This is a genomic window from Bacillus sp. LK2, from assembly GCF_001043575.1.
In the GTDB taxonomy this organism is placed as follows: Bacteria; Bacillota; Bacilli; order Bacillales; family Bacillaceae_G; genus Bacillus_A; species Bacillus_A paramycoides.
Window position 1 is genome coordinate 1 of the sequence record NZ_LDUK01000043.1, and the last position, 24,017, is coordinate 24,017.

26 protein-coding genes and 1 rRNA gene are annotated in these 24,017 nt (G+C 35.6%); 26 read left to right on the top strand and 1 reads right to left on the bottom strand.

The window, feature by feature from the left end; all coding sequences use genetic code 11:
- The 10 genes from rrf to rsmI form a co-directional block, all read left to right on the top strand.
- Positions 1-83: ribosomal RNA gene (rrf, locus tag VK90_RS31470) — 5S ribosomal RNA — on the top strand; the annotation flags it as partial.
- A 199-nt stretch (positions 84-282) separates the two neighbouring features.
- The gene (locus tag VK90_RS21650; protein WP_002174536.1) at positions 283-462 is read left to right on the top strand and encodes a sigma factor G inhibitor Gin; all 180 of its coding nucleotides are present in this window, start codon (positions 283-285) and stop codon (positions 460-462) included.
- A 78-nt stretch (positions 463-540) separates the two neighbouring features.
- Positions 541-1,962: an aminotransferase class I/II-fold pyridoxal phosphate-dependent enzyme gene (locus VK90_RS21655; protein WP_048375142.1), complete on the top strand. Its 1,422-nt coding sequence runs from the start codon at positions 541-543 to the stop codon at positions 1,960-1,962.
- A 1-nt stretch (position 1,963) separates the two neighbouring features.
- A complete protein-coding gene (gene tmk / locus VK90_RS21660; protein ID WP_025151188.1) occupies positions 1,964-2,590 on the top strand; it encodes a dTMP kinase in 627 nt (208 codons plus the stop codon).
- 35 nt (positions 2,591-2,625) lie between these two features.
- On the top strand, positions 2,626-3,609 hold the full coding sequence (holB, locus tag VK90_RS21665; RefSeq protein WP_048375144.1) for a DNA polymerase III subunit delta': 984 nt from the start codon (positions 2,626-2,628) through the stop codon (positions 3,607-3,609).
- A gap of 5 nt (positions 3,610-3,614) precedes the next feature.
- Entirely contained in the window at positions 3,615-4,442 is an 828-nt protein-coding gene (locus VK90_RS21670; RefSeq protein WP_002174540.1) for a PSP1 domain-containing protein, read from the top strand.
- 14 nt (positions 4,443-4,456) lie between these two features.
- Complete coding sequence (yabA, locus tag VK90_RS21675; RefSeq protein ID WP_000412059.1) at positions 4,457-4,807, top strand: DNA replication initiation control protein YabA; 351 nt, start codon at positions 4,457-4,459, stop codon at positions 4,805-4,807.
- Between the two features lie 120 nt (positions 4,808-4,927).
- Positions 4,928-5,668: a tRNA1(Val) (adenine(37)-N6)-methyltransferase gene (locus VK90_RS21680; protein WP_048375146.1), complete on the top strand. Its 741-nt coding sequence runs from the start codon at positions 4,928-4,930 to the stop codon at positions 5,666-5,668.
- Positions 5,655-5,945: a GIY-YIG nuclease family protein gene (locus VK90_RS21685; protein ID WP_002174542.1), complete on the top strand. Its 291-nt coding sequence runs from the start codon at positions 5,655-5,657 to the stop codon at positions 5,943-5,945. The genes VK90_RS21680 and VK90_RS21685 overlap by 14 nt, the downstream gene beginning before the upstream one ends.
- A complete protein-coding gene (rsmI, locus tag VK90_RS21690; RefSeq protein WP_025151186.1) occupies positions 5,914-6,789 on the top strand; it encodes a 16S rRNA (cytidine(1402)-2'-O)-methyltransferase in 876 nt (291 codons plus the stop codon). Before VK90_RS21685 ends, rsmI begins: the two co-directional genes overlap by 32 nt.
- Before the next feature lie 20 nt (positions 6,790-6,809).
- Here the strand turns inward: rsmI and VK90_RS21695 are convergent, their stop codons facing one another.
- The gene (locus VK90_RS21695; RefSeq protein WP_000843036.1) at positions 6,810-7,094 is read right to left on the bottom strand and encodes an AbrB/MazE/SpoVT family DNA-binding domain-containing protein; all 285 of its coding nucleotides are present in this window, start codon (positions 7,092-7,094) and stop codon (positions 6,810-6,812) included.
- Between the two features lie 334 nt (positions 7,095-7,428).
- Between VK90_RS21695 and metG the strand changes: the two genes are divergently transcribed.
- The 16 genes from metG (at position 7,429) to mfd (ending at position 23,965) form a co-directional block, all read left to right on the top strand.
- Positions 7,429-9,438: a methionine--tRNA ligase gene (gene metG / locus VK90_RS21700; RefSeq protein ID WP_082148008.1), complete on the top strand. Its 2,010-nt coding sequence runs from the start codon at positions 7,429-7,431 to the stop codon at positions 9,436-9,438.
- Positions 9,439-9,606: 168 nt separating this feature from the next.
- Entirely contained in the window at positions 9,607-10,374 is a 768-nt protein-coding gene (locus VK90_RS21705) for a TatD family hydrolase (protein WP_002174545.1), read from the top strand.
- Positions 10,375-10,630: 256 nt separating this feature from the next.
- Positions 10,631-11,188 (top strand): ribonuclease M5, encoded by a 558-nt coding sequence (gene rnmV / locus VK90_RS21710; protein WP_048375151.1) that lies wholly within the window; start codon positions 10,631-10,633, stop codon positions 11,186-11,188.
- Positions 11,185-12,060, top strand: coding sequence for a 16S rRNA (adenine(1518)-N(6)/adenine(1519)-N(6))-dimethyltransferase RsmA (gene rsmA / locus VK90_RS21715; RefSeq protein WP_048375153.1), 876 nt, complete (start codon positions 11,185-11,187; stop codon positions 12,058-12,060). Before rnmV ends, rsmA begins: the two co-directional genes overlap by 4 nt.
- A gap of 113 nt (positions 12,061-12,173) precedes the next feature.
- A complete protein-coding gene (gene yabG, locus VK90_RS21720) occupies positions 12,174-13,037 on the top strand; it encodes a sporulation peptidase YabG (protein ID WP_002174549.1) in 864 nt (287 codons plus the stop codon).
- Positions 13,038-13,275: 238 nt separating this feature from the next.
- Positions 13,276-13,539, top strand: a complete 264-nt coding sequence (gene veg, locus VK90_RS21725) for a biofilm formation stimulator Veg (RefSeq protein WP_000044339.1) — start codon at positions 13,276-13,278, stop codon at positions 13,537-13,539.
- Positions 13,540-13,630: 91 nt separating this feature from the next.
- Positions 13,631-13,810, top strand: a complete 180-nt coding sequence (sspF, locus tag VK90_RS21730; RefSeq protein WP_082148009.1) for an acid-soluble spore protein SspF — start codon at positions 13,631-13,633, stop codon at positions 13,808-13,810.
- 196 nt (positions 13,811-14,006) lie between these two features.
- Positions 14,007-14,876 carry a 4-(cytidine 5'-diphospho)-2-C-methyl-D-erythritol kinase gene (gene ispE, locus VK90_RS21735; RefSeq protein ID WP_131801217.1) on the top strand — a complete coding sequence of 290 codons (870 nt, stop codon included), beginning with the start codon at positions 14,007-14,009 and terminating at the stop codon, positions 14,874-14,876.
- Positions 14,877-14,930: 54 nt separating this feature from the next.
- Positions 14,931-15,779, top strand: a complete 849-nt coding sequence (gene purR, locus VK90_RS21740; protein ID WP_025151181.1) for a pur operon repressor — start codon at positions 14,931-14,933, stop codon at positions 15,777-15,779.
- 124 nt (positions 15,780-15,903) lie between these two features.
- On the top strand, positions 15,904-16,278 hold the full coding sequence (locus VK90_RS21745) for a RidA family protein (RefSeq protein WP_048375157.1): 375 nt from the start codon (positions 15,904-15,906) through the stop codon (positions 16,276-16,278).
- Between the two features lie 152 nt (positions 16,279-16,430).
- Positions 16,431-16,724, top strand: a complete 294-nt coding sequence (gene spoVG / locus VK90_RS21750; protein WP_002174553.1) for a septation regulator SpoVG — start codon at positions 16,431-16,433, stop codon at positions 16,722-16,724.
- A 325-nt stretch (positions 16,725-17,049) separates the two neighbouring features.
- Positions 17,050-18,429 (top strand): bifunctional UDP-N-acetylglucosamine diphosphorylase/glucosamine-1-phosphate N-acetyltransferase GlmU, encoded by a 1,380-nt coding sequence (gene glmU / locus VK90_RS21755; protein ID WP_048375159.1) that lies wholly within the window; start codon positions 17,050-17,052, stop codon positions 18,427-18,429.
- A gap of 18 nt (positions 18,430-18,447) precedes the next feature.
- Positions 18,448-19,401, top strand: a complete 954-nt coding sequence (locus tag VK90_RS21760) for a ribose-phosphate diphosphokinase (RefSeq protein WP_000107420.1) — start codon at positions 18,448-18,450, stop codon at positions 19,399-19,401.
- Positions 19,402-19,473: 72 nt separating this feature from the next.
- Positions 19,474-20,034 (top strand): aminoacyl-tRNA hydrolase, encoded by a 561-nt coding sequence (pth, locus tag VK90_RS21765; protein WP_082148013.1) that lies wholly within the window; start codon positions 19,474-19,476, stop codon positions 20,032-20,034.
- 70 nt (positions 20,035-20,104) lie between these two features.
- The gene (locus tag VK90_RS21770; RefSeq protein WP_002174557.1) at positions 20,105-20,329 is read left to right on the top strand and encodes an anti-sigma-F factor Fin family protein; all 225 of its coding nucleotides are present in this window, start codon (positions 20,105-20,107) and stop codon (positions 20,327-20,329) included.
- A gap of 105 nt (positions 20,330-20,434) precedes the next feature.
- Positions 20,435-23,965: a transcription-repair coupling factor gene (gene mfd / locus VK90_RS21775; protein WP_048375163.1), complete on the top strand. Its 3,531-nt coding sequence runs from the start codon at positions 20,435-20,437 to the stop codon at positions 23,963-23,965.
- Positions 23,966-24,017 lie beyond the last annotated feature (52 nt).

Here is a 24,017-nt window from a genome sequence, read left to right on the forward strand (position 1 = left end):
CCCATACCGAACACGGAAGTTAAGTTCTCTAGCGCCGATGGTAGTTGGGACCTTGTCCCTGTGAGAGTAGGACGTCGCCAAGCAACTAAAACACGAGTCATTTGACTCGTGTTTTTTCATGTTTTTAAACAGTACGTGAAAGAAGTAAGGGAATACATAAGTAATACAAACACGTCGCCCAAGGATAAAACATATTATATAAGAAATTGAGGTATATTTTTCTGAAAATTGTTAAGGACTAGAAGTGTATAATATGTTTATTTAAATAGGGGAGGAAAGATCATGAAATTACCAAGTGAAACTTGCATTGTTTGTGAGACAAAAGGGAAAGAAGGCATATATGTTTATAATAATTTGATATGTTATGAATGTGAAAGAGATATGGTGAATACTGAGACAAATGACCCGAAGTATATACATTATTTAAAACAACTTCGAAAATTAGAAGTATCATATTTTTAAATAGGCATATGCCTATTATTTTTTTTGCCTTAATATCTGTATAATAGATACAGAATGAATAATAAGGAAGAGATATATATGAATCAAAATCGTATGCCTTTATATGAGGCGTTAATGGAATTTAAAGAAAGACGACCACTATCTTTTCATGTTCCAGGTCATAAGAATGGTTTAAACTTCCCTCAGGAGGCTATAAGGGAGTTTAAAGATATATTACCTATCGATGTAACAGAATTAACAGGATTAGATGATTTGCATAGTCCGTTTGAATGTATAGATGAAGCACAGCAATTATTAGCTGATGTATATGGTGCGCAAAAAAGTTATTTTTTAATTAATGGTTCAACAGTTGGAAATTTAGCGATGATATTGTCTTGTTGCGGGGAAAATGATATTGTCCTTGTACAAAGAAATTGTCATAAATCAATCATTAGTGGTTTGAAATTAGCTGGGGTTAATCCAGTCTTTTTAGGTCCATGGATTGATGAAGTACATAATGTACCAGTAGGTGTTCAAGAGGAAGTTATTAAGAAAGCAATTGCAAGGTATCCTGATGCTAAAGCGCTTATTTTAACGCATCCTAACTATTATGGTATGGGAATTGATTTAGAGGAAAGTATAGCTTATGCACATGCGCATAAGATCCCGGTCTTAGTAGATGAAGCACATGGAGCACACTTTTGTATAGGTGAGCCGTTTCCAAAGTCAGCATTAGCCTATGGTGCAGATATTGTGGTACATTCTGCACATAAAACGTTACCTGCGATGACAATGGGGTCATACTTACATATAAATAGCCGTCTGGTGAGCGAAGAAAAAGTTTCGGCTTATTTAAGTATGCTACAATCTAGTAGCCCGTCGTACCCAATTATGGCTTCTCTTGATATAGCTCGATTTACAATAGCAGGTATAAAAGAAAAAGGTTACGATGAAATCGTTGAGTTTTTACGCCGATTTAAAGAAGGATTGCGCTCTATCCCACAAATAGCTACTTTGCAATATCCATTGCAAGATGAATTAAAGGTTACGGTACAAACTCGTTGTCAGCTATCAGGGTATGAATTACAGTCTGTATTTGAAAAGGCCGGTATATATACGGAAATGGCAGATCCATATAATGTCCTATTTATTTTGCCGTTGCAAGTAAATGAGGAGTACATGAAAGTAATAGAGATACTCCGAGTAGCGTTGCAACAATATAAGGTAAAAGACAAGACTGTATCTATTCGTTATACTTATAAAGGAGAAATCTCTCCTTTACCGTATACGTATAAACAATTAGAGAGATACAAAATGAAGCTAGTATCTATAGAAGAATCTGTGGATATGATAGCAGCGGAAATGGTGATTCCATATCCACCTGGAATTCCATTGATTATGTATGGAGAGAGAATTACTAAAGAGCATACAGAGCAAATTGCTCATTTAGAGAAAACGGGGGCTCGTTTTCAAGGTAGTACGAAATATATGAAAGTGTATGATATAGAAAGTAGGTTTTAGGATGAAAGGATTATTTGTAACAATTGAAGGGCCAGAAGGTTCGGGTAAGACAACATTAATTAAAAGGTTATTGCCGTACTTTGAGCAAAAGGACCAAAAGGTAATGGCGACGAGAGAACCAGGTGGTATTGCAATTTCTGAAGATATTAGGACGATTTTACATAAGCAAGAATATACAATGATGGAAGCACGTACAGAGGCGCTTTTATATGCTGCTGCACGTAGACAACATTTAGTGGAGAAAGTTATGCCAGCACTTAATGAGAACTATCTTGTGTTATGTGATCGTTTTATAGATAGCTCTTTAGCATATCAAGGATATGCAAGGGGATTAGGTATGGACAACGTATTTGAGATTAATCGTTTCGCAACAGAAGGTTGTATGCCTAGCTTAACAATTTATTTAGACATTGAACCAGAGGTTGGTTTAGCGCGAATTGAAAAAGATGCAGGGCGCGAAGTGAATCGACTAGATATGGAAGACATCTCTTTCCATAAACGTGTGCGTGAAGGCTATTTACAAGTTGTAGAACGCTTTTCTGATCGTATTGTATTAGTCAATGCTGACCAACCAATGGAAAAACTTATAGAAGAAGTTGTTCAGATTATAGAAGATAAATTGGTATAATAGAAGGAAAGAATGAAATAAGTGAGGTATGCATTATGATGAAGACGTGGGAGCAGCTTTCTGCTATACAGCCCATCGGTGTTAAAATGTTGATGAATAGCATTGCAAAAGAGCGTATATCCCACGCTTACTTGTTAGAGGGAGGAAAAGGGACCGGGAAGTTCGCAACAGCAATTCAAATGGCAAAAAGCTTTCTTTGTTTACAAAGAGCTGGTGTAGAACCTTGTCACGTATGTACGAATTGCCGCCGAATTGATTCAGGTAACCACCCAAACTTACATATTGTAAAACCAGATGGATTATCTATTAAAAAACAGCAAATTCATGACTTACAAGAAGAGTTTTCGAAAACAGGATTAGAAGCAAATAAAAAAGTATATATTATTGAGCATGCAGATCGTATGACAGCGAATGCAGCGAATACACTCTTAAAGTTTTTAGAAGAACCAAGTAGTGATACAACAGCTATTTTACTTACTGAACAAAGTCATCAGATTTTAAATACGATTTTATCTCGGTGTCAAGTTGTTACATTTAGACCTTTATCTACAGAATCTTTAATTAAGAGATTAGAGGAAGAAGGTATTACAGTCTCGTTATCGATGCTTGCTGCACAGCTTACAAATAGTTTTGAAGAAGCTTTATTAATGTGTAATGATGAATGGTTTGCACAAGCAAGAGCTTTAGTGATAAAATTATGTGAAGCGCTCGAAAAAGATAAAGCCTCTATTTTTTTTGTACAAGAAAAATGGGGGAAACACTTTAGAGAGAAAGAACAATTACAGCAAGGTTTAGATATGTTACTCCTTATTTATAAGGATTTATTATATGTTCAACTTGGAGAAGAAGATCGTCTTGTTTTTCATGAGCAGAAAGAGATGTTTGAATCATTCTCCTATGCTCAGAAGCGCATTGTATCAGCTCTCTTTAATATATTAGAGGCAAAAAATAGAATCAACGCTAATGTAAATGCGCAGCTTGTGTTCGAACAGTTAGTGTTGCGGTTGCAGGAGGGATGACCGTTTTGTATGATGTAGTAGGTGTTCGCTTTAAGAAGGCCGGAAAGGTATATTACTTTGATCCGAATCAGTTCGATATCTCAGAAAATGAGTTTGTAATTGTAGAAACGGTAAGAGGTATTGAATACGGAAAAGTAGTTATTACCAAAAAGCAAGTTGATGAAAATGACGTTGTATTACCGCTTAAAAAGGTTATTCGTATTGCAAATGAAAATGATCGTACCATTGTTGAAGAGAATAAGCATGCTGCGAAAGAAGCATATCAAGTGTGTCAACAAAAGGTAGGAGAACATAATCTTGATATGAAGCTTGTAGATGTAGAGTATACGTTCGATCGTAATAAGATTATTTTCTACTTTACTGCGGATGGTCGGATTGATTTCCGTGAACTAGTGAAAGACTTAGCGGCAATTTTTAGGACAAGAATTGAGCTGAGACAGATCGGTGTTCGTGACGAAGCAAAAATGCTTGGTGGTATTGGTCCATGTGGTCGTATGCTTTGTTGTTCTACTTTTTTAGGGGATTTTGAACCTGTATCCATTAAAATGGCGAAGGATCAAAATTTATCATTAAATCCTGCAAAAATCTCTGGTTTATGTGGTCGCTTAATGTGTTGCTTAAAGTATGAGAATGATGAATATGAGGCAGCAAAGGAACAACTTCCTGATTTAGATCAACGTATACAAACACCACATGGTACTGGCCGTGTTATCGGATTAAATATTTTAGAAAGATTAATTCAAGTGGAACTAGTAGACAAGGAACGGATAGTAGAATATACGTTAGATGAATTAATGAATAAAGGGGTCGTTTCGAGTCAAACCACAGATTAATGAGGTGGGTGCTTGTGGAGAAAAAGGATATTTTTGCATCGGTTTCTAGTATGGAAGAGCAAATTGGACATTTATACAAACAGTTGGGAGAATTAAAACAGCATCTTGCAGAATTACTGGAAGAAAACCAACATATAAAAATGGAAAATGAAAATTTGCGACATCGTTTTGAAGAAGTGCAGAATAAGGAAAAACAAAAAACTCAAAAACGCAAAGAAATGAAGCCGAAGACAGATATTGGTGAAGGTTACGATAACTTAGCAAGACTGTATCAAGAAGGTTTTCATATTTGCAATCTACATTATGGAAGTGTACGTAAAGAGGGAGATTGTTTATTCTGTCTGTCATTTTTAAATAAAAAGTGAAATTACCTTTCCAATATAATTGGAAAGGTAATTTTTTATACATGAGAGTAGAATGAAATTTATTTTTACATTAATAGAGGCTGAAATAGGGTAGGTTAAGTGTAAGAAAGGGAGCAATATATGAATTTATATGAAGATGAACGTTTAGATTACTTATTAGAGCAAGATATGAAGATTGTACAAAGTCCATCAGTATTTAATTTTTCTTTAGATGCAGTTTTACTTGCAGATTTTGCTTGGGTGCCAATTCAAAAAGGTAATTTACTTGATTTGTGTACAGGTAACGCAGTTATCCCTCTTTTATTAAGTACAAGGACAAAAGGGAAAATTACAGGTGTAGAAATTCAAGAGCGTCTATATGATATGGGAATAAGAAGCGTTCAATACAATAAGTTAGAAGAAAGAATCAATTTAATCCATGGAGATTTGAAAGATATGCCGGAGAAACTTGGGCGTCATCAATATGATGTTGTAACGTGTAATCCTCCTTATTTTCAAACACCACAAACCTCTGAGAAGAATATCAATGAGCATTTAGCGATAGCTCGTCATGAAATTATGTGCACATTAGAAGATGTTGTATATGCAAGTAGCCAGTTAGTGAAACAAGGCGGGAAGGTAGTATTTGTACACCGCCCAGGTCGTTTGCTCGACATCGTCACATTAATGCGTAAATACAAAATCGAACCGAAACGTGTGCGATTTGTTTATCCTAAGGCTGGTAAAGAAGCGAATACATTGTTAATTGAAGGAATTAAGGATGGAAATGCAGATTTAAAAATCTTGCCACCTCTTTTTGTATATGAAGAAAATAACGAATATACAAAGGAGCTTCGTTCAATTTTATATGGAGAAGAATAAGCATTGTTTTTATGTGGTGGAGTGTTCTGATGGAAGTTATTATGCCGGGTATACAAATCATATAGAAAAGCGGATTCAGACCCATAATAGTGGAAAAGGTGCTAGATATACACGTGCTAGACTTCCAGTTATTTTAAAATATGTAGAGGGTCACGAGGATAAACGAACGGCTATGCAAGCTGAGTATCACTTTAAACAGTTAACGAGGAAACAAAAAGAAGAATATATGCAAAAAGGAGAACGCTATGTGGCAGCAAAAAAGCTTTCAGCAAAATGAAAAGGGAGTTTTATATTTAGTACCGACTCCAATCGGAAATTTAGAGGATATGACATTTCGTGCAATCCGAATGTTAAAAGAGGCAGACATTATTGCAGCGGAAGATACAAGGCAAACGAAGAAGCTTTGTAATTATTTTGAAATTGAAACACCAGTTATGAGTTATCACGAGCATAATAAAGAAGTAAGTGGACGAAAAATTTTAGATAAGTTAGAAGACGGTAAGACTGTAGCCATTGTGAGCGATGCTGGTATGCCGTGTATTTCAGACCCTGGTTACGATATTGTTGTAGAGGCTGTAGCAGAACAATATCATGTTATTCCGCTTCCTGGGGCAAATGCGGCCCTTACAGCATTAATTGCATCAGGACTTGAGACAAAACACTTTTATTTCTATGGTTTCCTGCAAAGAAATAAAAAAGAACGTAAGAATGAGTTAGAAAAATTGCGCTATATTCCAACTACAATGATGTTTTACGAGGCACCACATCGTTTAGATGATACTTTGATTTCTATGCAAGAAGTATTAGGAAATAGAGAAGTTGTATTATGTCGTGAGCTAACGAAAAAATTTGAAGAGTTTATTCGTGGCACAATTGAAGAAGCAATTGAGTGGACGAAGCAAAATGAAGTTCGTGGTGAGTTTTGTATTTTAGTAGCCGGTTCAACAGAAGAAGCTACTCCAGAAGAACAATGGTGGGAATCTATTTCAGTATATAATCATATTGAACATTATATAAATGAAAAAGGTATGAATTCAAAAGAAGCGATTAAAACAGTCGCTAAAGATCGAGATTTGTCGAAACGAGATGTATATCAAATCTATCATGTCGATAAAAAATAAGCTTCTCATAATTGAGAAGCTTATTTTGCTGTTTCGATATAATCTTGAAGTTCGTTTAAGATTTGTTCAGCGCCTTCTTTGCTTAAGATAATTTTACCCTCAGCTAAAGATAGGTTACCATCAGATACTTCACCAGTTACTTGGCAAGTCATGTTTGGTTTATATTTCTTTAAGATGATTTTTTCGTCATCTACGTAGATTTCAAGAGCATCCTTTTCTGCAATACCTAAAGTACGGCGTAATTCGATTGGAATTACTACACGACCTAATTCATCAACTTTACGAACGATACCAGTAGATTTCATATTTTGTTCCTCCTAATAGTTTATAAGTTTCGAGTCTATTTTTTGATTCGTCATTTTTCGACAAAATACCCTATGGACATATGATACCAATCATTTACATTTCCGTCAATTCTTAAATTCTATATTTTTAAAAAAGATTTATAGATTTTTATACTACTTATATATAATAGAATATGAGTAATTTCTACAATTATTTTGTTTTATTTTCTGAAAAATATATATTTTTCAGAAAGGGATTGTATATTTTTTTTGAATATGAGTAATAGATGATAAAGATATCGAGCATTAACTCGTTTTTACATGTGAGTTTTTGATATACTGTTTATAAATACATATGAGGTTATTCGGGAGGTCCAAAACAATGACAGAGGAAAATAAGTCCTTTTATATCACTACCCCAATTTATTATCCAAGTGGAAAGTTACACATTGGACATGCTTATACGACAGTGGCAGGAGATGCGATGGCACGATATAAGCGTATGCAAGGATACAATGTTCATTATTTAACAGGAACTGATGAGCATGGACAGAAGATCCAAAAGAAAGCAGAAGAACTAAATGTTACACCACAAGCATATGTGGATAACATTGTATCAGGGATTAAAGAACTTTGGGAGAAGATGGATATCTCTTATGATGACTTTATTCGTACAACTGAAGATCGTCATAAAGATGTTGTTGAGAAAATCTTCAAGCAGTTAGTAGACCAAGGTGATATTTATCTTGATGAATATGAAGGTTGGTATTCTGTACAAGATGAAACATTCTATACAGCGCATCAATTAGTTGATCCAATTATGGAAGGTGACAAAGTAGTTGGCGGGAAAAGCCCAGATAGTGGTCACGATGTAGAGCTTGTTCGTGAAGAATCTTATTTCTTTAGAATGGGTAAATATGTAGACCGACTATTAAAGTTCTATGAAGATAATCCTCATTTCATTCAGCCAGAGTCTCGTAAAAATGAAATGATTAATAACTTCATTAAACCAGGATTAGAAGATTTAGCTGTTTCTCGTACTTCATTTGACTGGGGAGTTCGTGTTCCGGGTAACCCAAAACACGTTATTTACGTATGGGTAGATGCCTTGTCTAATTATATTACTGCATTAGGATATGGAACAGAAAATGAAGAGAAGTATAAAAAGTTCTGGCCAGCAGATGTCCATTTAGTTGGTAAAGAAATCGTTCGTTTCCATACAATTTATTGGCCAATTATTTTAATGGCTTTAGATTTACCACTTCCGAAGAAAGTCTTTGCTCATGGCTGGATTTTAATGAAGGATGGAAAAATGAGTAAGTCAAAAGGAAACGTAGTAGATCCAGTTACACTAATTGATCGTTACGGATTAGATGCATTACGTTACTATTTACTTCGCGAAGTTCCATTTGGATCTGATGGAGTATTCACACCAGAAGGATTTGTTGAACGAATCAACTTTGATTTAGCGAATGATTTAGGGAACTTATTAAATCGTACAGTAGCTATGATTGATAAATACTTTAATGGGGAAATCCCTGCATATAAAGCAAATGTAACTGAGTTCGATGAAACGCTAGTGACATTTGCGAAAGATACATTGAAAAAAGTAGAAGAGGCAATGGAGAATATGGAGTTCTCTGTAGCGCTAAGTTCAATTTGGCAATTAGTTAGCCGTACGAATAAATATATTGATGAAACACAGCCATGGGTATTAGCGAAGGATGAGAATGATCGCGAAAAACTTGCATCTGTAATGGCTCACTTAGCAGAGGTACTTCGTCAAACGGGTATTATGCTTCTGCCATTCCTAACAGTAGCACCAAGTAAGATGTTTGCTCAACTTGGCCTTACTGAAGAGGCACATAAATCTTGGGAGAGCCTATCTACAATTGGATGTATTCCAGCTGGAACAAAAGTAGAAAAAGGAAACCCAATTTTCCCTCGTTTAGAAATGGAAGTAGAAGTAGAGTATATTAAAGAACAAATGCAAGCTTTTGCTCCTAAAGTGGAAGAGAAAAAAGAAGAAGAACCAAAGGCAGAAGAAATTACAATTGATGATTTCTTTAAAGTAGAATTACGAGTAGCTGAAGTAATATCCGCTGAACCTGTGAAAAAAGCAGATAAGTTATTAAAAATTCAACTTGATTTAGGTACAGAAAAGCGTCAGGTTGTTTCAGGAATTGCAAAGTTCTATACACCAGAAGAACTAAAAGGTAAAAAGGTTATTTGTGTAACGAATTTAAAGCCTGTAAAATTACGTGGTGAATTATCACAAGGTATGATTTTGGCAGGTGAAGAGAATGGCGTATTGTCATTAGCAACAATCGACCAAAACTTACCAAACGGTACAAAAATTAAGTAATTGAGACAAGAAAAGAGGTGTTTCACGTGTAACATTTGTGAAGCATCTTTTTTCTTTTTAAATCCCTCTTTTTTGCATTAAAATTGTAGTATTGTTATCGTTAAGTTATAAAGGGCTTAATTTTTCTCGAGAATAGAATTGATTTCAATATAAAAGGAGTTATTTATTATGTTGTTTGATACACATTCACATTTAAATGCAGAGCAGTTTGAAGAAGATTTACAAGAAGTTATTGCAAGGATGAAAGAAGCGGGAGTTACATATACAGTTGTTGTTGGATTTGATGAAGTAACGATAAAGAAAGCAATTGAATTAGCAGAAGTTTATGATTTTATTTATGCTGCGGTGGGGTGGCATCCTGTGGATGCAATCGATATGAAAGAAGAACATTTAGTTTGGTTAGAGGAACTAGCTTCACACCCAAAGGTAGTTGCTCTTGGAGAAATGGGACTAGATTATCACTGGGATAAGTCTCCAAAGGAAATACAAAAGGAAGTATTCCGTAAACAAATCGCATTAGCGAAAAAGGTGAAATTACCGATTATTATACATAACCGTGATGCAACTCAGGATATCGTTGATATTTTAGAAGAAGAACAAGCTGCTGAAGTGGGAGGTATTATGCATTGCTTTAGCGGTAGTGTAGAAGTAGCGCAGCGATGTGTCGATATGAATTTTTTAATTTCGTTAGGTGGACCAGTAACATTTAAAAATGCCAAGAAACCGAAAGAAGTTGCTGTGGAGATCCCGTTAGAAAAATTATTAATAGAAACAGATTGTCCATATTTAACACCGCATCCATTTCGAGGAAAACGAAATGAACCTAGTTATGTAAAACTTGTAGCAGAAGAAATTGCAAATTTAAAAGGAATTTCTTATGACGAAGTAGCACAAATCACAACAAAGAATGCAAAAGCCTTATTTGGTGTTGAATAAAAAAGAGTGGGGAGGCCCATTCTTTTTTGTTTTTTGAGAAGAGAGATGTAGAAATGATAAGACTCGATTATTTATCCGTAATATGAGTAGATATATTGCGGATAAATTAAGGAAAAGATGAAAGTGTTACTATAAGAATAGTGAACAAAGATCTTTTCCTTCTGCTTTTTAAAATATTAGAATGGGAAAATAATAATGGAAAAGTCGTCATTTTTTTGTTTTACTAAGTAGAGACGAAACGAGTGTGGAGGCAAGTATGAAAATTAAAGAGATTATCGTTGTAGAAGGTAAAGATGATACAGTTGCGATTAAACGCGCTGTTGATGGAGATACAATCGAAACGAACGGTTCAGCAATCGGTGATCATGTTATTGAGCAAGTTAAATTAGCGCAGCAAAAACGAGGCGTTATTATTTTCACGGATCCGGATTATCCTGGAGAACGCATTCGAAAGATTATTTCAGATAAGGTTCCAGGATGTAAGCATGCGTTTTTACCAAAGGAAGAAGCACTTGCTAAAAGGAAAAAAGGTGTTGGAATTGAACATGCTTCTAACGAATCGATTCGCCGTGCTTTAGAGAACGTACATGAAGAAATGGAAGCTTACACAAGTGAAATTAGTTGGAGTGATTTAGTCGATGCAGGCTTAGTGGGCGGAGAAATGGCAAAGAGTCGCAGAGAAAGAATGGGTAAGCTATTAAAGATTGGTTATACAAACGCAAAACAGTTACATAAACGTTTACAAATGTTTCAAGTTTCAAAGGAATCATTTGCAGAAGCTTATAAGCAAGTAATACAGGAGGGAAAAAAATGAAGGATATCGCAACACCAAATCGTACGAAAGACATTGTTGAAAAGTATGGATTTTCATTCAAAAAAAGTTTAGGACAAAATTTTTTAATTGATACAAACGTATTAAACCGTATTGTTGATCACGCAGAAATCGGTTCAGAAAGTGGTGCAATTGAGATTGGACCAGGTATCGGTGCGTTAACAGAGCAGTTAGCGAAGCGTGCTAAAAAAGTAGTAGCTTTTGAAATTGATCAGAGATTATTACCAATTTTGGACGAGACGTTAGCACCATATGGTAACGTTACAGTTATTAATAAAGACGTACTAAAAGCGGATGTACATGAAGTATTTGGTGAGCAATTTGAAGAAGGACAAGATGTAATGGTTGTAGCTAACTTACCATACTATATTACAACACCAATTTTATTTAAATTGCTTGAAGAAAAATTACCGGTTCGTGGATTTGTTGTTATGATGCAAAAAGAGGTTGGGGATCGTTTAGCAGCTAAACCTGGAACAAAAGAGTACGGTTCTTTATCAATTGCAATTCAGTACTATACTGAGGTAGAAACAGTTATGACAGTACCGCGTACAGTGTTTGTACCACAACCAAATGTTGATTCTGCGATTATCCGCCTTCTAAAGCGTCCGAAACCAGTTGTAGAAGTAACAGATGAGACTTTCTTCTTTGAAGTAGTACGAGCAAGTTTCGCACAGCGACGTAAAACTTTAATGAATAATTTATCAAATAATTTAAATGGTTTCCCGAAGGATAAAGAGTTGTTGGGTCAAATTTTAACAGAAGTAGAGATTGATCCGAAACGAAGAGGCGAAACACTATCTATTGAAGAGTTTGCAAAACTAAGTAATGCGTTAGTTCTTCATAAATTATAATAAGAATAATAAAGGGACAGTTCAACTTGAACTGTCCCTTTTGTCACCTTTCCTACTCCAAATTCATACTTTAAAAACAGGTAAGATGGCCTAATGAGTTTGGAGGTAGGAGAATGGCTTTACATGTCGGAGAGTTAGTGGAACGATATTCGTATAAGAGAGATATTCTTTTTCGTGTTATAGAAATAAAAGGTGAAACAGCAATATTGTTTGGAGAAGAAATTAGACTTGTGGCAGATGCACCACTAGAAGATTTAGTTAGTATAGATCAACGAGAACATAAAAATAGAGTGAAGCATGAAAAAGAAACGATGGAGCGTACGTACCGTTTGTTTCAGCAAGATTACGTATTGATGAAACAAAGGCATGAACACACTTCAACTGGTGGGTACACAAGCGAAGTGAATTATTTTCAAATGCCAGGACGTGTATTGCATATAGACGGAGATCCTTTATATTTGCGTAAGTGTTTAGATTTATATAATAAAATAGGCGTTCCTGTTCAAGGTATTCATTGTAAGGAAACAGAGATGCATGAAAAGGTAGTAGATTTAATAGATCATTTTCGTCCAGACATTTTAGTAATTACAGGGCATGATGCATATACAAGGTCAAAAGGGGTTATGGGAGATTTAGCGGCATATAGACATTCTAGACATTTTGTACAGGCTGTTCGAGAAGTTCGAAAAAAATATCCATCATTGGATCAACTTGTTATTTTTGCTGGAGCTTGTCAATCACACTTTGAGGCGTTGATTCGAGCGGGTGCTAATTTTGCTAGTTCACCGGCTAGGATTAATATTCATGCTCTAGATCCTGTATATGTAGTTGGAAAAATTAGTTTCACTTCATTTATGGAAAGAGTAAATGTATGGGACGTTGTGCGTAATACAATTACTGGTGAAAAGGGACTAGGCGGGATTGAAACAAGAGGGATTTTACGAACAGGGTTACCCTTTCAACATTATGACGAATGAGCAAGGTACATACGTATCTTGCTTTTTTATGCGGAAATGATTTGAATGAATTTGGATAAAAAGCGGCAAGAACGTGCAGACTATACAATGATACTTTTACAATATAGTATTTCTTCTATCTATTCGAACGCATGATGCTTTTATAATGATATTGTCTGTGAATTGCGGTTAATAATTGAGATAGATATATCGTGTTTTAAGTGTTCAATCTAAATTACAGCGAGGTGTAGCAAGGTATATGTCAAAACGTTTAGATGATATTAAAAACGAATTAGATCACCATCTTGGACAGCGACTTATGTTAAAGGCGAACAGCGGAAGAAGAAAAACTGTGGAGCAGTCGGGTGTACTTGCAGAAACGTATCGTTCTGTCTTTGTTGTACAATTAGATCAGCAAGAAGATGCATTGCAACGTGTATCGTATAGTTATGCAGATGTTTTAACAGAGACAGTAGAGTTAACATTTTACGATGAACCTCATAATGAAGCATTTTATAATTAATGCGCTGTTCGTTACATATATTTCCATAAATGAAAAGCTATATTATTTTGCATACTAATTATACCGTAGCAAAATAAGGAGGGACTCTGCATTGAGTAGACGAAGAGGAGTCATGTCAAATCAATTTAAAGAAGAGCTTGCAAAAGAGCTTGGCTTTTATGATATTGTTCAGAAAGAAGGATGGGGCGGAATTCGTGCGAAAGATGCTGGTAATATGGTGAAACGTGCTATAGAAATTGCAGAACAGCAATTAATGAAACAAAACCAGTAGTTGTAAGATACTTTCTATGCTACGGTAGCCGAGGAGAGATTCCTCGGCTTTTTGCACGCTAAAAGGTGCCATCATTTGACATAAGTAGTTTCATTCTGAATGCTTTTCGTTATAATTAGGGAAGTGTCATCGTCTTACTATAAATTTATGGTAAAATAAACGATAAAAGATTGAGTACATAGAGTGGGTGAATAGATTGAAGCTACTAGTGAAAGCACCAGCAAAGATTAATCTGTCGTTAGATGTACTGGGAAAAAGACAAGACGGATATCATGAAGTGAAAATGATTATGACAACAATCGACTTAGCAGATCGTTTAGAGCTAACGGAATTAGTAGAAGACCGTATTGAAATTTTGTCCCATAATCGGTATGTCCCAGACGACCAACGCAATTTAGCTTATCAAGCAGCAAAATTATTAAAAGAGAAGTTTAATGTAAAAAAAGGTGTATCTATTACTATTGAAAAAACGATTCCAGTAGCCGCTGGATTAGCAGGTGGAAGTAGTGATGCAGCAGCGACATTACGTGGCCTTAATAAGTTATGGAATTTAGGGCTAACAATCGATGAATTAGCAGGGCTTGGCGCAGAAATTGGGTCAGATGTATCGTTCTGTGTATATGGTGGAACTGCAATTGCCACTGGAAGAGGAGAAAAAATTGAACATATAAAGACCCCGCCTTCTTGTTGGGTTATTTTGGCAAAGCCCCACATTGGTGTATCTACTGCTGACGTGTACGGAAATTTAAAATTAAATCGTGTTACTCATCCAAATGTAGATAAAATGGTTGAAGTCATTAACCATGGGGATTATAAAGGAATTTGTGATACTGTTGGTAACGTTTTAGAAGATGTGACGTTTGCGATGCATCCTGAAGTTGCACGTATTAAGGCGCAGATGAAACGCTTCGGTGCGGATGCTGTATTAATGAGTGGAAGTGGCCCAACTGTATTTGGTCTTGTACACCATGATTCGCGAATGCATCGTATATATAACGGATTAAAAGGATTTTGCGAACAAGTATATGCAGTACGCTTATTAGGAGAACGAGAAACGCTTGAATAAAGACGTATAATAAGTTATGATTTGTTTAGAATATTCGTGATTTGAGGTGAGAGTATGAAAATTAGACGAAGTACAAGATTGGTCGATATGACTTATTACTTGTTACAAAATCCTCGTCAGCTAGTTTCTCTCACTTTTTTTGCTGAAAGGTATCAATCGGCTAAATCTTCCATTAGTGAAGATTTAGTTATTATTAAGCAAACGTTTGAACAACAAGGGGTCGGCACATTGCAAACGGTACCAGGAGCAGCAGGAGGAGTGAAATATATTCCCTATATAAGTGAAGAAGAGGCAAATCTGATTATTAATGAGCTTTGTAGCTTATTTGAAAACCCAGATCGTATTTTGCCTGGCGGTTACTTATATATGACGGATCTTTTAAGTAATCCTCGCCAGATTAATGGCGCAGGTCGTTTGTTTGCTTCTGTTTTTGCTAGACAACCGATTGACGCGGTTATGACAGTAGCGACAAAAGGGATTCCGCTTGCTTATGCAGTGGCAAATTACTTAGATGTACCAGTAGTAATTGCGAGAAAAGATAACAAGGTAACAGAAGGACCCACTGTTAGTATTAACTATGTATCAGGTTCCTCTAAGCGAATCCAAACGATGACGTTAGCGAAGCGTAGCCTTCCAGAAGGCTCCAATGTTTTAATTATTGACGACTTTATGAAAGCTGGCGGAACAATTCAAGGTATGATGAGCATGCTAGAAGAGTTTAAAGCTAATGTTGTTGGAATTGGCGTATTAGTAGAATCTACGGACATTGAAGAAAGACTTATTAATAACTTTGTATCATTAATTCGTCTGTCAGAAGTTGATGTGAAAGAAAAAGCAATTCAAGTGGAAAAAGGGAACTATTCACTTGCGCCATTTGATGAGGGGCTTGTAGAGGCCGAGTAGAAAGATAAAGCAGATAGCTTTATCTTTTTTTTTATCCCTATTTATAAATGATAAAATAGATGGACAAACTGCCTTTGTTGCACTATTTTTAAATAGTAAAAATAAATATTAAAGGGTGAAAAATATGAAGGTTGTTCAAACAAGCAAAGCGCCACAAGCGATTGGGCCATATTCACAAGGGATTATTGTAAATAATATGTTCTATAGTTCGGGACAAATTCCATTAACTACAAGTGGGGAACTTGTAACAGGAGATGTGACAGTACAAACAGAGCAAGTATTTCAAAATTTACAAGCGGTATTAGAAGAAGGGGGTGCTTCATTTGATACAGTGGTAAAAACGACAGTATTTTTAAAGGATATGGATGATTTTAATGCTGTTAATGAAGTATATGGCTCTTATTTCTCTACTCATAAACCAGCTCGTTCTTGTGTACAAGTAGCAAAATTACCGAAAGATGTTTCAGTTGAAATTGAAGTAATTGCCCTAGTGAAGTAAGTCTTTGTAAGCGATAACCTCCACTAATTCTTATATTCAACTAATTTAAAAATTTTTATCTTAAAAATTTTTAAAAAATTAAAGGGAAAATAGAAAATTTGTGGAATTTATACAAATATATCGCTTATTTAGAAAAGGGTGGTGAACACAAGATGGAAGTGACTGACGTAAGATTACGCCGCGTAAACACAGAAGGCCGTATGAGAGCGATTGCCTCTATTACTCTAGACCATGAATTTGTTGTTCATGATATTCGTGTAATTGATGGCAATAATGGATTATTTGTAGCAATGCCAAGTAAACGTACTCCAGATGGAGAATTCCGTGACATTGCACATCCAATTAATTCTAACACACGTTCTAAAATTCAAGATGCGGTTTTAGCAGAGTATCACCGTTTAGGCGAGTTAGAAGAAGTTGAGTTTGAAGAAGCAGGCGCTTCGTAAAATTCGAATGAAAAGGGCTTCTTAAAGAAAGCCCTATAATTTTGTAGCAAACTCCTGTAAGCATTTACAGGGGTTTGTTTTTTTGTGGAATTTTACACGTTTCTTATTTTAAATATTCATATTACATTAAAATAAAAATGAAAAACTTCTAATTTTTTCAAAATCATTTAAAATAGTATAGCTTATTTCTTAAAAAAGATACTAAAGAGTAAAACATCGTATAAGAATTATGGTAAAATTTAATAGTTATAATGTGTTTCTTGAAATATATGATGATTTAGGATAATATCTTTAATGGATAAATAGGTTGCGATGGAGGGTCTATATGTCAAACAGATTTGCAGTGATTCTAGCTGCAGGTAAAGGCACACGTATGAAGTCCAAGCTATACAAAGTGCTTCATCCTGTATGTGGAAAACCGATGGTACAACATGTAGTCGATCAAGTATCTCAATTAGGATTGCAGAAACTTGTAACAGTCGTTGGACATGGTGCCGAAAAGGTACAAGAACAGCTAGGAAACGTAAGTGAGTTTGCATTACAAGCAGAACAACTTGGTACAGCTCATGCTGTAGACCAAGCTGCAAGTGTACTTGCAAATGAAGAAGGAACAACTTTAGTTATTTGTGGTGATACACCTCTAATAACTGCTGAAACGATGGAAGCATTGCTTCAGCAACACGAAGAAGCGGGAGCAATGGCGACGGTGCTAACAGCGTACATAGAAGAGCCTGCTGGATATGGCCGTATCATTCGTAATGAGAATGGTCATGTTGAAAAGATTGTTGAGCATAAGGATGCAAATGAAAAAGAATTAGCTATTAAAGAAATCAATACAGGTACGTATTGTTTTGATAATAAAGCTCTATTTGCTTCACTTTCTAAAGTTTCAAATGATAATGTACAAGGTGAATATTACCTTCCGGATGTTATTGAGATTTTAAAAAATGAAGGTCATATCGTATCAGCTTATCAAACAGAGCACTTCGATGAAACGTTAGGTGTTAACGACAGAGTCGCTCTATCGCAAGCGGAAATTATTATGAAAAACCGTATCAACCGAAAGAATATGGTGAATGGTGTTACAATCATTGATCCAAGTAACACATACATTTCTGCTGATGCAATTATTGGCAGTGATACAGTTCTTCACCCAGGAACAGTTATTGAGGGTAACACTGTAATTGGTTCTGATTGTGAAATTGGACCACATACAGTAATTCGCGATAGTGAAATTGGAGATCGTACGGTAATTCGTCAATCTACTGTACATGAAAGTAAACTTGGTACAGAAGTATCGGTTGGTCCATTTGCACATATTCGCCCAGATTCAGTTATTGGAGATGAAGTGCGCGTTGGAAACTTCGTGGAAATCAAAAAAACTGTTTTTGGTAATAGAAGTAAAGCTTCACACTTAAGTTATATCGGGGATGCACAAGTTGGAGAAGACGTGAATCTTGGTTGTGGTTCAATTACGGTGAACTACGACGGCAAGAATAAATTTAAAACTGTGATTGGTAACGGGGTATTTATTGGATGTAATTCAAATCTTGTTGCTCCTGTAACAGTTGAAGATGGTGCTTATGTGGCAGCAGGCTCTACAATTACAGAGAATGTTCCATCAAAAGCATTATCAGTAGCACGTGCGCGTCAAGTTAACAAAGAAGACTATGTTGATCAATTGCTGAATAAGAAAAAATCATAATGTGGAGGGTTAATCTAGATGTCGACTCAATATCTAAATTCTAATTTGAAAGTATTCTCTTTAAACTCTAATAAGGAACTTGCTGAGCAAATCGCAAAGCATATTGGAGTAGGGCTAGGAAAATGTTCTGTTGATCGTTTTAGTGATGGAGAAGTTCAAATTAACATTGAAGAAAGTATCCGTGGTTGCGATGTATTCATTATTCAATCTACAAGCTTCCCAGTAAACGAACATATCATGGAATTACTTATTATGATCGATGCATTAAAACGTGCATCTGCAAAAACAATTAATATTGTTATTCCTTACTATGGTTATGCGCGTCAAGACCGTAAAGCGCGTTCTCGTGAACCAATTACATCGAAACTTGTAGCAAACTTGCTTGAAACAGCAGGTGCAACTCGTGTAATCACTCTAGATTTACATGCTCCACAAATTCAAGGATTCTTTGATATCCCAATCGATCACTTAATGGGTGTACCGATTCTTTCAGATTACTTTGAAACAAAAGGTCTTAAAGATATCGTAATCGTGTCTCCTGATCACGGTGGTGTAACTCGTGCTAGAAAAATGGCAGATCGTCTTAAAGCGCCAATCGCTATTATCGATAAGCGTCGTCCTCGTCCGAATGTATCAGAGGTAATGAACATTATCGGTAACATTGAAGGCAAAACAGCAATTTTAATTGATGACATCATTGATACAGCTGGTACAATTACATTAGCGGCAAACGCTCTTGTTGAGAACGGTGCTTCTGAAGTATATGCTTGCTGTACACACCCAGTATTATCTGGCCCAGCAATTGAGCGTATTCAAAATTCGAACATTAAAGAGTTAGTTGTAACGAACTCTATCGTATTACCAGAAGAGAAGAAAATTGATAAAGTACATGAACTTTCAGTTGCTCCATTAATCGGAGAAGCAATCATTCGTGTATACGAAGAAGAATCTGTAAGTGTATTATTCAATTAATTGGATAGAATGAGACGTAACCAAGCTTGGTTACGTCTTTTCGTATCGAAAAAAGAAAGTAGTGGTACAAGAATGAAATTAATAGTAGGACTTGGGAACCCAGGTAGAGAATATGAATTAACAAGGCATAATATTGGGTTTATGGCGATTGATGAACTTGCAAAGCGTTGGAATATTTCTTTGAATGAACAAAAATTCAAAGGATTATTTGGTGCAGGCTTTGTTAACGGGGAAAAAGTCATCTTACTAAAACCACTTACATATATGAATTTATCTGGAGAAAGTATCCGTCCGCTCATGGATTATTATAAAATTGATGTCGAGGACTTCATTGTTATGTACGATGATTTAGATATTCCTGTAGGTAAATTACGCCTTCGTATGAAAGGTAGTGCGGGTGGACATAATGGTGTAAAATCAACAATTTCGCATTTAGGAACACAAGAATTTCAACGTATCCGCATGGGAATCGATCGTCCAAAAAATGGGATGAAAGTAGTGGATTATGTATTAGGACGTTTTACGCCTGAAGAAATTTCTGGTGTCAATCAGTCCATTGAAAAAGCAGCGGATGCATGTGAGGAATGGTTAAATAAGCCTTTTCTTCAAATTATGAATACTTTCAATAGTTAAACGTATAATTTGGAATATTTTATTTTATATTAACCCATACTAGTAGTAATTGGATATTTAGGAGGCTAGTATGGAAGGATATTATTACTGCAGGCATTGTGGGAACAATGTAGGTTCCATTATCGCAGAAAAAGTGTATAGCGACGTTTTGTTTCAACTAACAGAGCAAGAAGTAGTGGATATGATTCATTTTCATGAGAATGGAAATATATATATAAAAACGATTTGTGAATCGTGTCAAGAAACGCTCGCATCTTATCCTGAGTATTATGAATATGAAAAATTTCTGCAATAAAATGTTGTCGCTTTGGCATGTCCAAAGCATTTTTCTGTTTTCTTTTTCCGAAATATTTGCATAAAATATAGTAACTTGCTCTTTATGTTGAGAGGAGTTTTGATAATGATAGGTTTATTAGAGCAATTTTATAAAAATGAAGAGATACAATCGGTTATTAATGGGCTAGAAGATGGGTTGAAAGAGCAACTTGTATCGGGTATGGCAACATCCTCTCGTTCATTATTAATGGCAGCTTTATATAAAAAAACAAAAAAATCACAACTTATTGTGACGCACAATTTATACCAAGCACAAAAAGTACATGAAGATTTAGTGGCGTTACTTGGTGAAAAAGACGTATGGCTATATCCAGTAAATGAATTGATTGCGTCAGAAATTGGTGTTGCAAGTCCAGAATTGAAGGCGCAGCGCATTGAAGTGTTAAATCGCTTAGCTGCGGGAGAGAATGGGATTATTGTAGCGCCAGTTGCAGGACTACGTAGATTTTTACCAATAAAAGAATTGTGGAAGCAAAGGCAAATTGAAATCAATCTAGGGCAAGAGATTGATTTAGATGCACTCTTGCATACTTTACATCATATTGGTTATGAGCGTAAGTCGATGGTAGAAGCTCCAGGGGAGTTCAGTCTGCGCGGGGGAATATTAGATATTTATCCATTAACTGAAGAATTACCATTTCGTATTGAATTCTTCGATACAGAAGTCGATTCTATTCGATTATTTGATGTGGAAGAACAGCGCTCTCAAGGTAAAAGGGAAAGCGTTAGGTTCGGTCCGGCAACAGAGTTTTTATTTTCACAGGAAGAATTGAAATCGGGAATTAAGCAGCTTGAAGAAGGTTTGACTAAAACGATGCAAAAACTTTCCGATGATAAATTAAAGACTACGGTGCTTGAGACGGTAAGTCATGAAATTGAAATGTTGAAAAATGGGCAAAGTATAGAACAAATGTTTAAATACTTATCTATTTTTTATAAAGAACCTGCTAGTCTGATAGATTATTTACCGGAAAATGGTGTAGTTATTTTAGATGAGCTTTCCCGTATTCAAGAAACAGCATCACATCTTGAAACAGAAGAAGCGGAATGGTATATCTCACTTCTTGGTGAAGGAACAATTATTCAGGATTTATCTTTCTCCCACTCATTTGAGGAGTTTCTTCATCATAAAAAAAGAAGTTTTGTATATTTAACGTTATTCTTACGTCATATAGCACATACACATCCGCAAAACATTGTGAATGTGACGTGTAAAACGATGCAAGATTTCCACGGGCAGATGCAGTTGTTAAAAACTGAAATTGATAGATGGAATGAAGGACAGTTTACGACCGTTGTGCTCGGAACAGATGATGAGCGTGTGAAAAAATTACAACATATTTTAAGTGATTATGATATTGATGCAGACATTGTGGAGGCCACAGATATCTTATTGCCTGGAAGGTTACAAATTGCTGTAGGTGATTTACATGCAGGATTTGAAATGCCGATGCAAAAATTTGTTGTTATTACTGAAAAAGAGCTTTTTCATAAGAAAGTTAAAAAATCGCAACGCAAACAAAAGTTATCTAACGCTGAACGTATTAAAAGTTATTCGGAATTAAAAGTTGGAGACTATGTAGTTCATGTAAACCATGGCATAGGTAAATTTTTAGGTATTGAGACATTAGAAATTAACGGTGTTCATAAAGATTATTTAAATATTAAATATCAAGGTAATGATAAGTTATACGTTCCAATTGAACAAATTGACCAAGTGCAAAAATACGTAGGATCTGAAGGTAAGGATCCAAAAGTTTATAAATTGGGCGGAAATGATTGGAAGAAGGTCAAAACGAAAGTTGAAAAATCTGTACAAGACATTGCAGATGACCTAATTAAATTATATGCCGAGCGCGAAGCTTCAAAAGGTTATGCATATACGCCAGATACGGCAGAACAACAAGAATTTGAATCTTCTTTCCCATATCAAGAGACAGAGGATCAATTACGTTCTATTGAAGAGATTAAGAAAGATATGGAACGCGGACGTCCGATGGATAGGCTTCTTTGTGGTGACGTAGGGTATGGAAAGACTGAAGTAGCTATTCGTGCGGCATTTAAGGCGATTATGGATGAAAAACAAGTTGCGATTTTAGTACCGACAACAATCCTTGCACAACAACACTATGAAACAATTCGAGAGCGTTTTCAAGATTACCCAATTAATATAGGGTTACTAAGTAGATTCCGTACGCGGAAACAACAAAATGAAACGATTAAGGGTTTAAAAGATGGAACGGTGGATATTGTAATCGGAACGCATCGTATTTTATCTAAAGATGTTACTTATAAAGATTTAGGACTTCTTATTATTGATGAGGAACAAAGATTCGGCGTTACGCATAAAGAAAAAATTAAACAATTGAAAGCAAATGTTGATGTGTTAACATTAACGGCAACGCCGATTCCACGTACCCTACATATGTCTATGCTTGGTGTGCGCGATTTATCTGTTATTGAGACACCGCCAGAGAATCGTTTCCCAGTACAAACATATGTAGTAGAGTATAATCCAGCGTTAATGCGAGAAGCGATAGAGCGAGAGCTTGCAAGAGGTGGTCAAATTTACTTCCTATATAACCGTGTGGAGGATATTGAAAGAAAAGCAGATGAAATTTCGATGTTAGTTCCAGATGCGCGTGTAACATACGCACACGGGAAAATGAATGAAGGTGAATTAGAGTCTGTTATGCTATCGTTTTTAGAAGGACAGCATGATGTTCTTGTAAGTACAACGATTATTGAGACGGGTGTAGATATTCCGAATGTAAATACATTAATTGTATTTGATGCAGATCGAATGGGATTATCGCAGTTGTATCAGCTTCGTGGGCGCGTTGGACGTTCTAATCGCGTCGCGTATGCATACTTTGCATACAAACGCGATAAAGTGTTATCGGAAGTTGCAGAGAAGCGTTTGCAGGCAATTAAAGAGTTCACAGAGCTTGGATCTGGCTTCAAAATTGCGATGAGAGACTTATCAATTCGTGGTGCGGGTAACTTGTTAGGGGCAGAACAACATGGATTTATTGATTCCGTCGGATTTGATCTGTATTCTCAAATGTTAAAAGATGCAATTGAACAACGTAGAGGAACAGACGGAGTTGAAAATACAGTTAATGTTGAAATTGATTTAGAAGTAGATGCATATTTACCGGATGCTTATATTTCAGATAGTAAACAAAAAATTATGATGTATAAACAATTTAGAGGTGTTTCTGCAATTGAGGATATTGAAGAGTTGCAGGAAGAGATGATCGATAGATTTGGTGATTATCCACAAGAAGTTGGTTATTTATTACAAATCGCAAACATTAAAGTGTTGGCAATGAAAGAACAAATTGAGTTAATTAAGCAAAATAAATTTGAAGTAACATTCCTGTTTTCTGAACAAGCGAGCCAAAATATCGATGGTGGAAAATTATTCATGCTTGGGAATAGCTTTGGTCGTATGATCGGTCTTGGCATGGAAGGGTCACAATTGAAAATTGTTATGAAAACGAATGGATTAGAGACATCGAAATGGTTAACAATTGCCGAAAATTTATTAAAAGGTTTGCCAGATGTAAAAAAAGAAGTAATAAATGCCTAATATAAGATAAAAAAATGCAATTCGACGTGCATAGAAGAACTAATGTGTAAAA

What these genes read in the sequence shown, in the direction of transcription:
- VK90_RS21650 (WP_002174536.1), top strand. Translation starts at nt 283, where the DNA reads ATGAAATTACCAAGTGAAACTTGCATTGTTTGTGAGACAAAAGGGAAA.
- VK90_RS21655 (WP_048375142.1), top strand. Translation starts at nt 541, where the DNA reads ATGAATCAAAATCGTATGCCTTTATATGAGGCGTTAATGGAATTTAAA.
- tmk (WP_025151188.1), top strand. Translation starts at nt 1,964, where the DNA reads ATGAAAGGATTATTTGTAACAATTGAAGGGCCAGAAGGTTCGGGTAAG.
- holB (WP_048375144.1), top strand. Translation starts at nt 2,626, where the DNA reads ATGATGAAGACGTGGGAGCAGCTTTCTGCTATACAGCCCATCGGTGTT.
- VK90_RS21680 (WP_048375146.1), top strand. Translation starts at nt 4,928, where the DNA reads ATGAATTTATATGAAGATGAACGTTTAGATTACTTATTAGAGCAAGAT.
- VK90_RS21685 (WP_002174542.1), top strand. Translation starts at nt 5,655, where the DNA reads ATGGAGAAGAATAAGCATTGTTTTTATGTGGTGGAGTGTTCTGATGGA.
- rsmI (WP_025151186.1), top strand. Translation starts at nt 5,914, where the DNA reads ATGTGGCAGCAAAAAAGCTTTCAGCAAAATGAAAAGGGAGTTTTATAT.
- VK90_RS21695 (WP_000843036.1), bottom strand. Translation starts at nt 7,094, where the DNA reads ATGAAATCTACTGGTATCGTTCGTAAAGTTGATGAATTAGGTCGTGTA.
- metG (WP_082148008.1), top strand. Translation starts at nt 7,429, where the DNA reads ATGAGGTTATTCGGGAGGTCCAAAACAATGACAGAGGAAAATAAGTCC.
- VK90_RS21705 (WP_002174545.1), top strand. Translation starts at nt 9,607, where the DNA reads ATGTTGTTTGATACACATTCACATTTAAATGCAGAGCAGTTTGAAGAA.
- rnmV (WP_048375151.1), top strand. Translation starts at nt 10,631, where the DNA reads ATGAAAATTAAAGAGATTATCGTTGTAGAAGGTAAAGATGATACAGTT.
- rsmA (WP_048375153.1), top strand. Translation starts at nt 11,185, where the DNA reads ATGAAGGATATCGCAACACCAAATCGTACGAAAGACATTGTTGAAAAG.
- yabG (WP_002174549.1), top strand. Translation starts at nt 12,174, where the DNA reads ATGGCTTTACATGTCGGAGAGTTAGTGGAACGATATTCGTATAAGAGA.
- veg (WP_000044339.1), top strand. Translation starts at nt 13,276, where the DNA reads ATGTCAAAACGTTTAGATGATATTAAAAACGAATTAGATCACCATCTT.
- purR (WP_025151181.1), top strand. Translation starts at nt 14,931, where the DNA reads ATGAAAATTAGACGAAGTACAAGATTGGTCGATATGACTTATTACTTG.
- VK90_RS21745 (WP_048375157.1), top strand. Translation starts at nt 15,904, where the DNA reads ATGAAGGTTGTTCAAACAAGCAAAGCGCCACAAGCGATTGGGCCATAT.
- spoVG (WP_002174553.1), top strand. Translation starts at nt 16,431, where the DNA reads ATGGAAGTGACTGACGTAAGATTACGCCGCGTAAACACAGAAGGCCGT.
- glmU (WP_048375159.1), top strand. Translation starts at nt 17,050, where the DNA reads ATGTCAAACAGATTTGCAGTGATTCTAGCTGCAGGTAAAGGCACACGT.
- VK90_RS21760 (WP_000107420.1), top strand. Translation starts at nt 18,448, where the DNA reads ATGTCGACTCAATATCTAAATTCTAATTTGAAAGTATTCTCTTTAAAC.
- pth (WP_082148013.1), top strand. Translation starts at nt 19,474, where the DNA reads ATGAAATTAATAGTAGGACTTGGGAACCCAGGTAGAGAATATGAATTA.
- VK90_RS21770 (WP_002174557.1), top strand. Translation starts at nt 20,105, where the DNA reads ATGGAAGGATATTATTACTGCAGGCATTGTGGGAACAATGTAGGTTCC.
- mfd (WP_048375163.1), top strand. Translation starts at nt 20,435, where the DNA reads ATGATAGGTTTATTAGAGCAATTTTATAAAAATGAAGAGATACAATCG.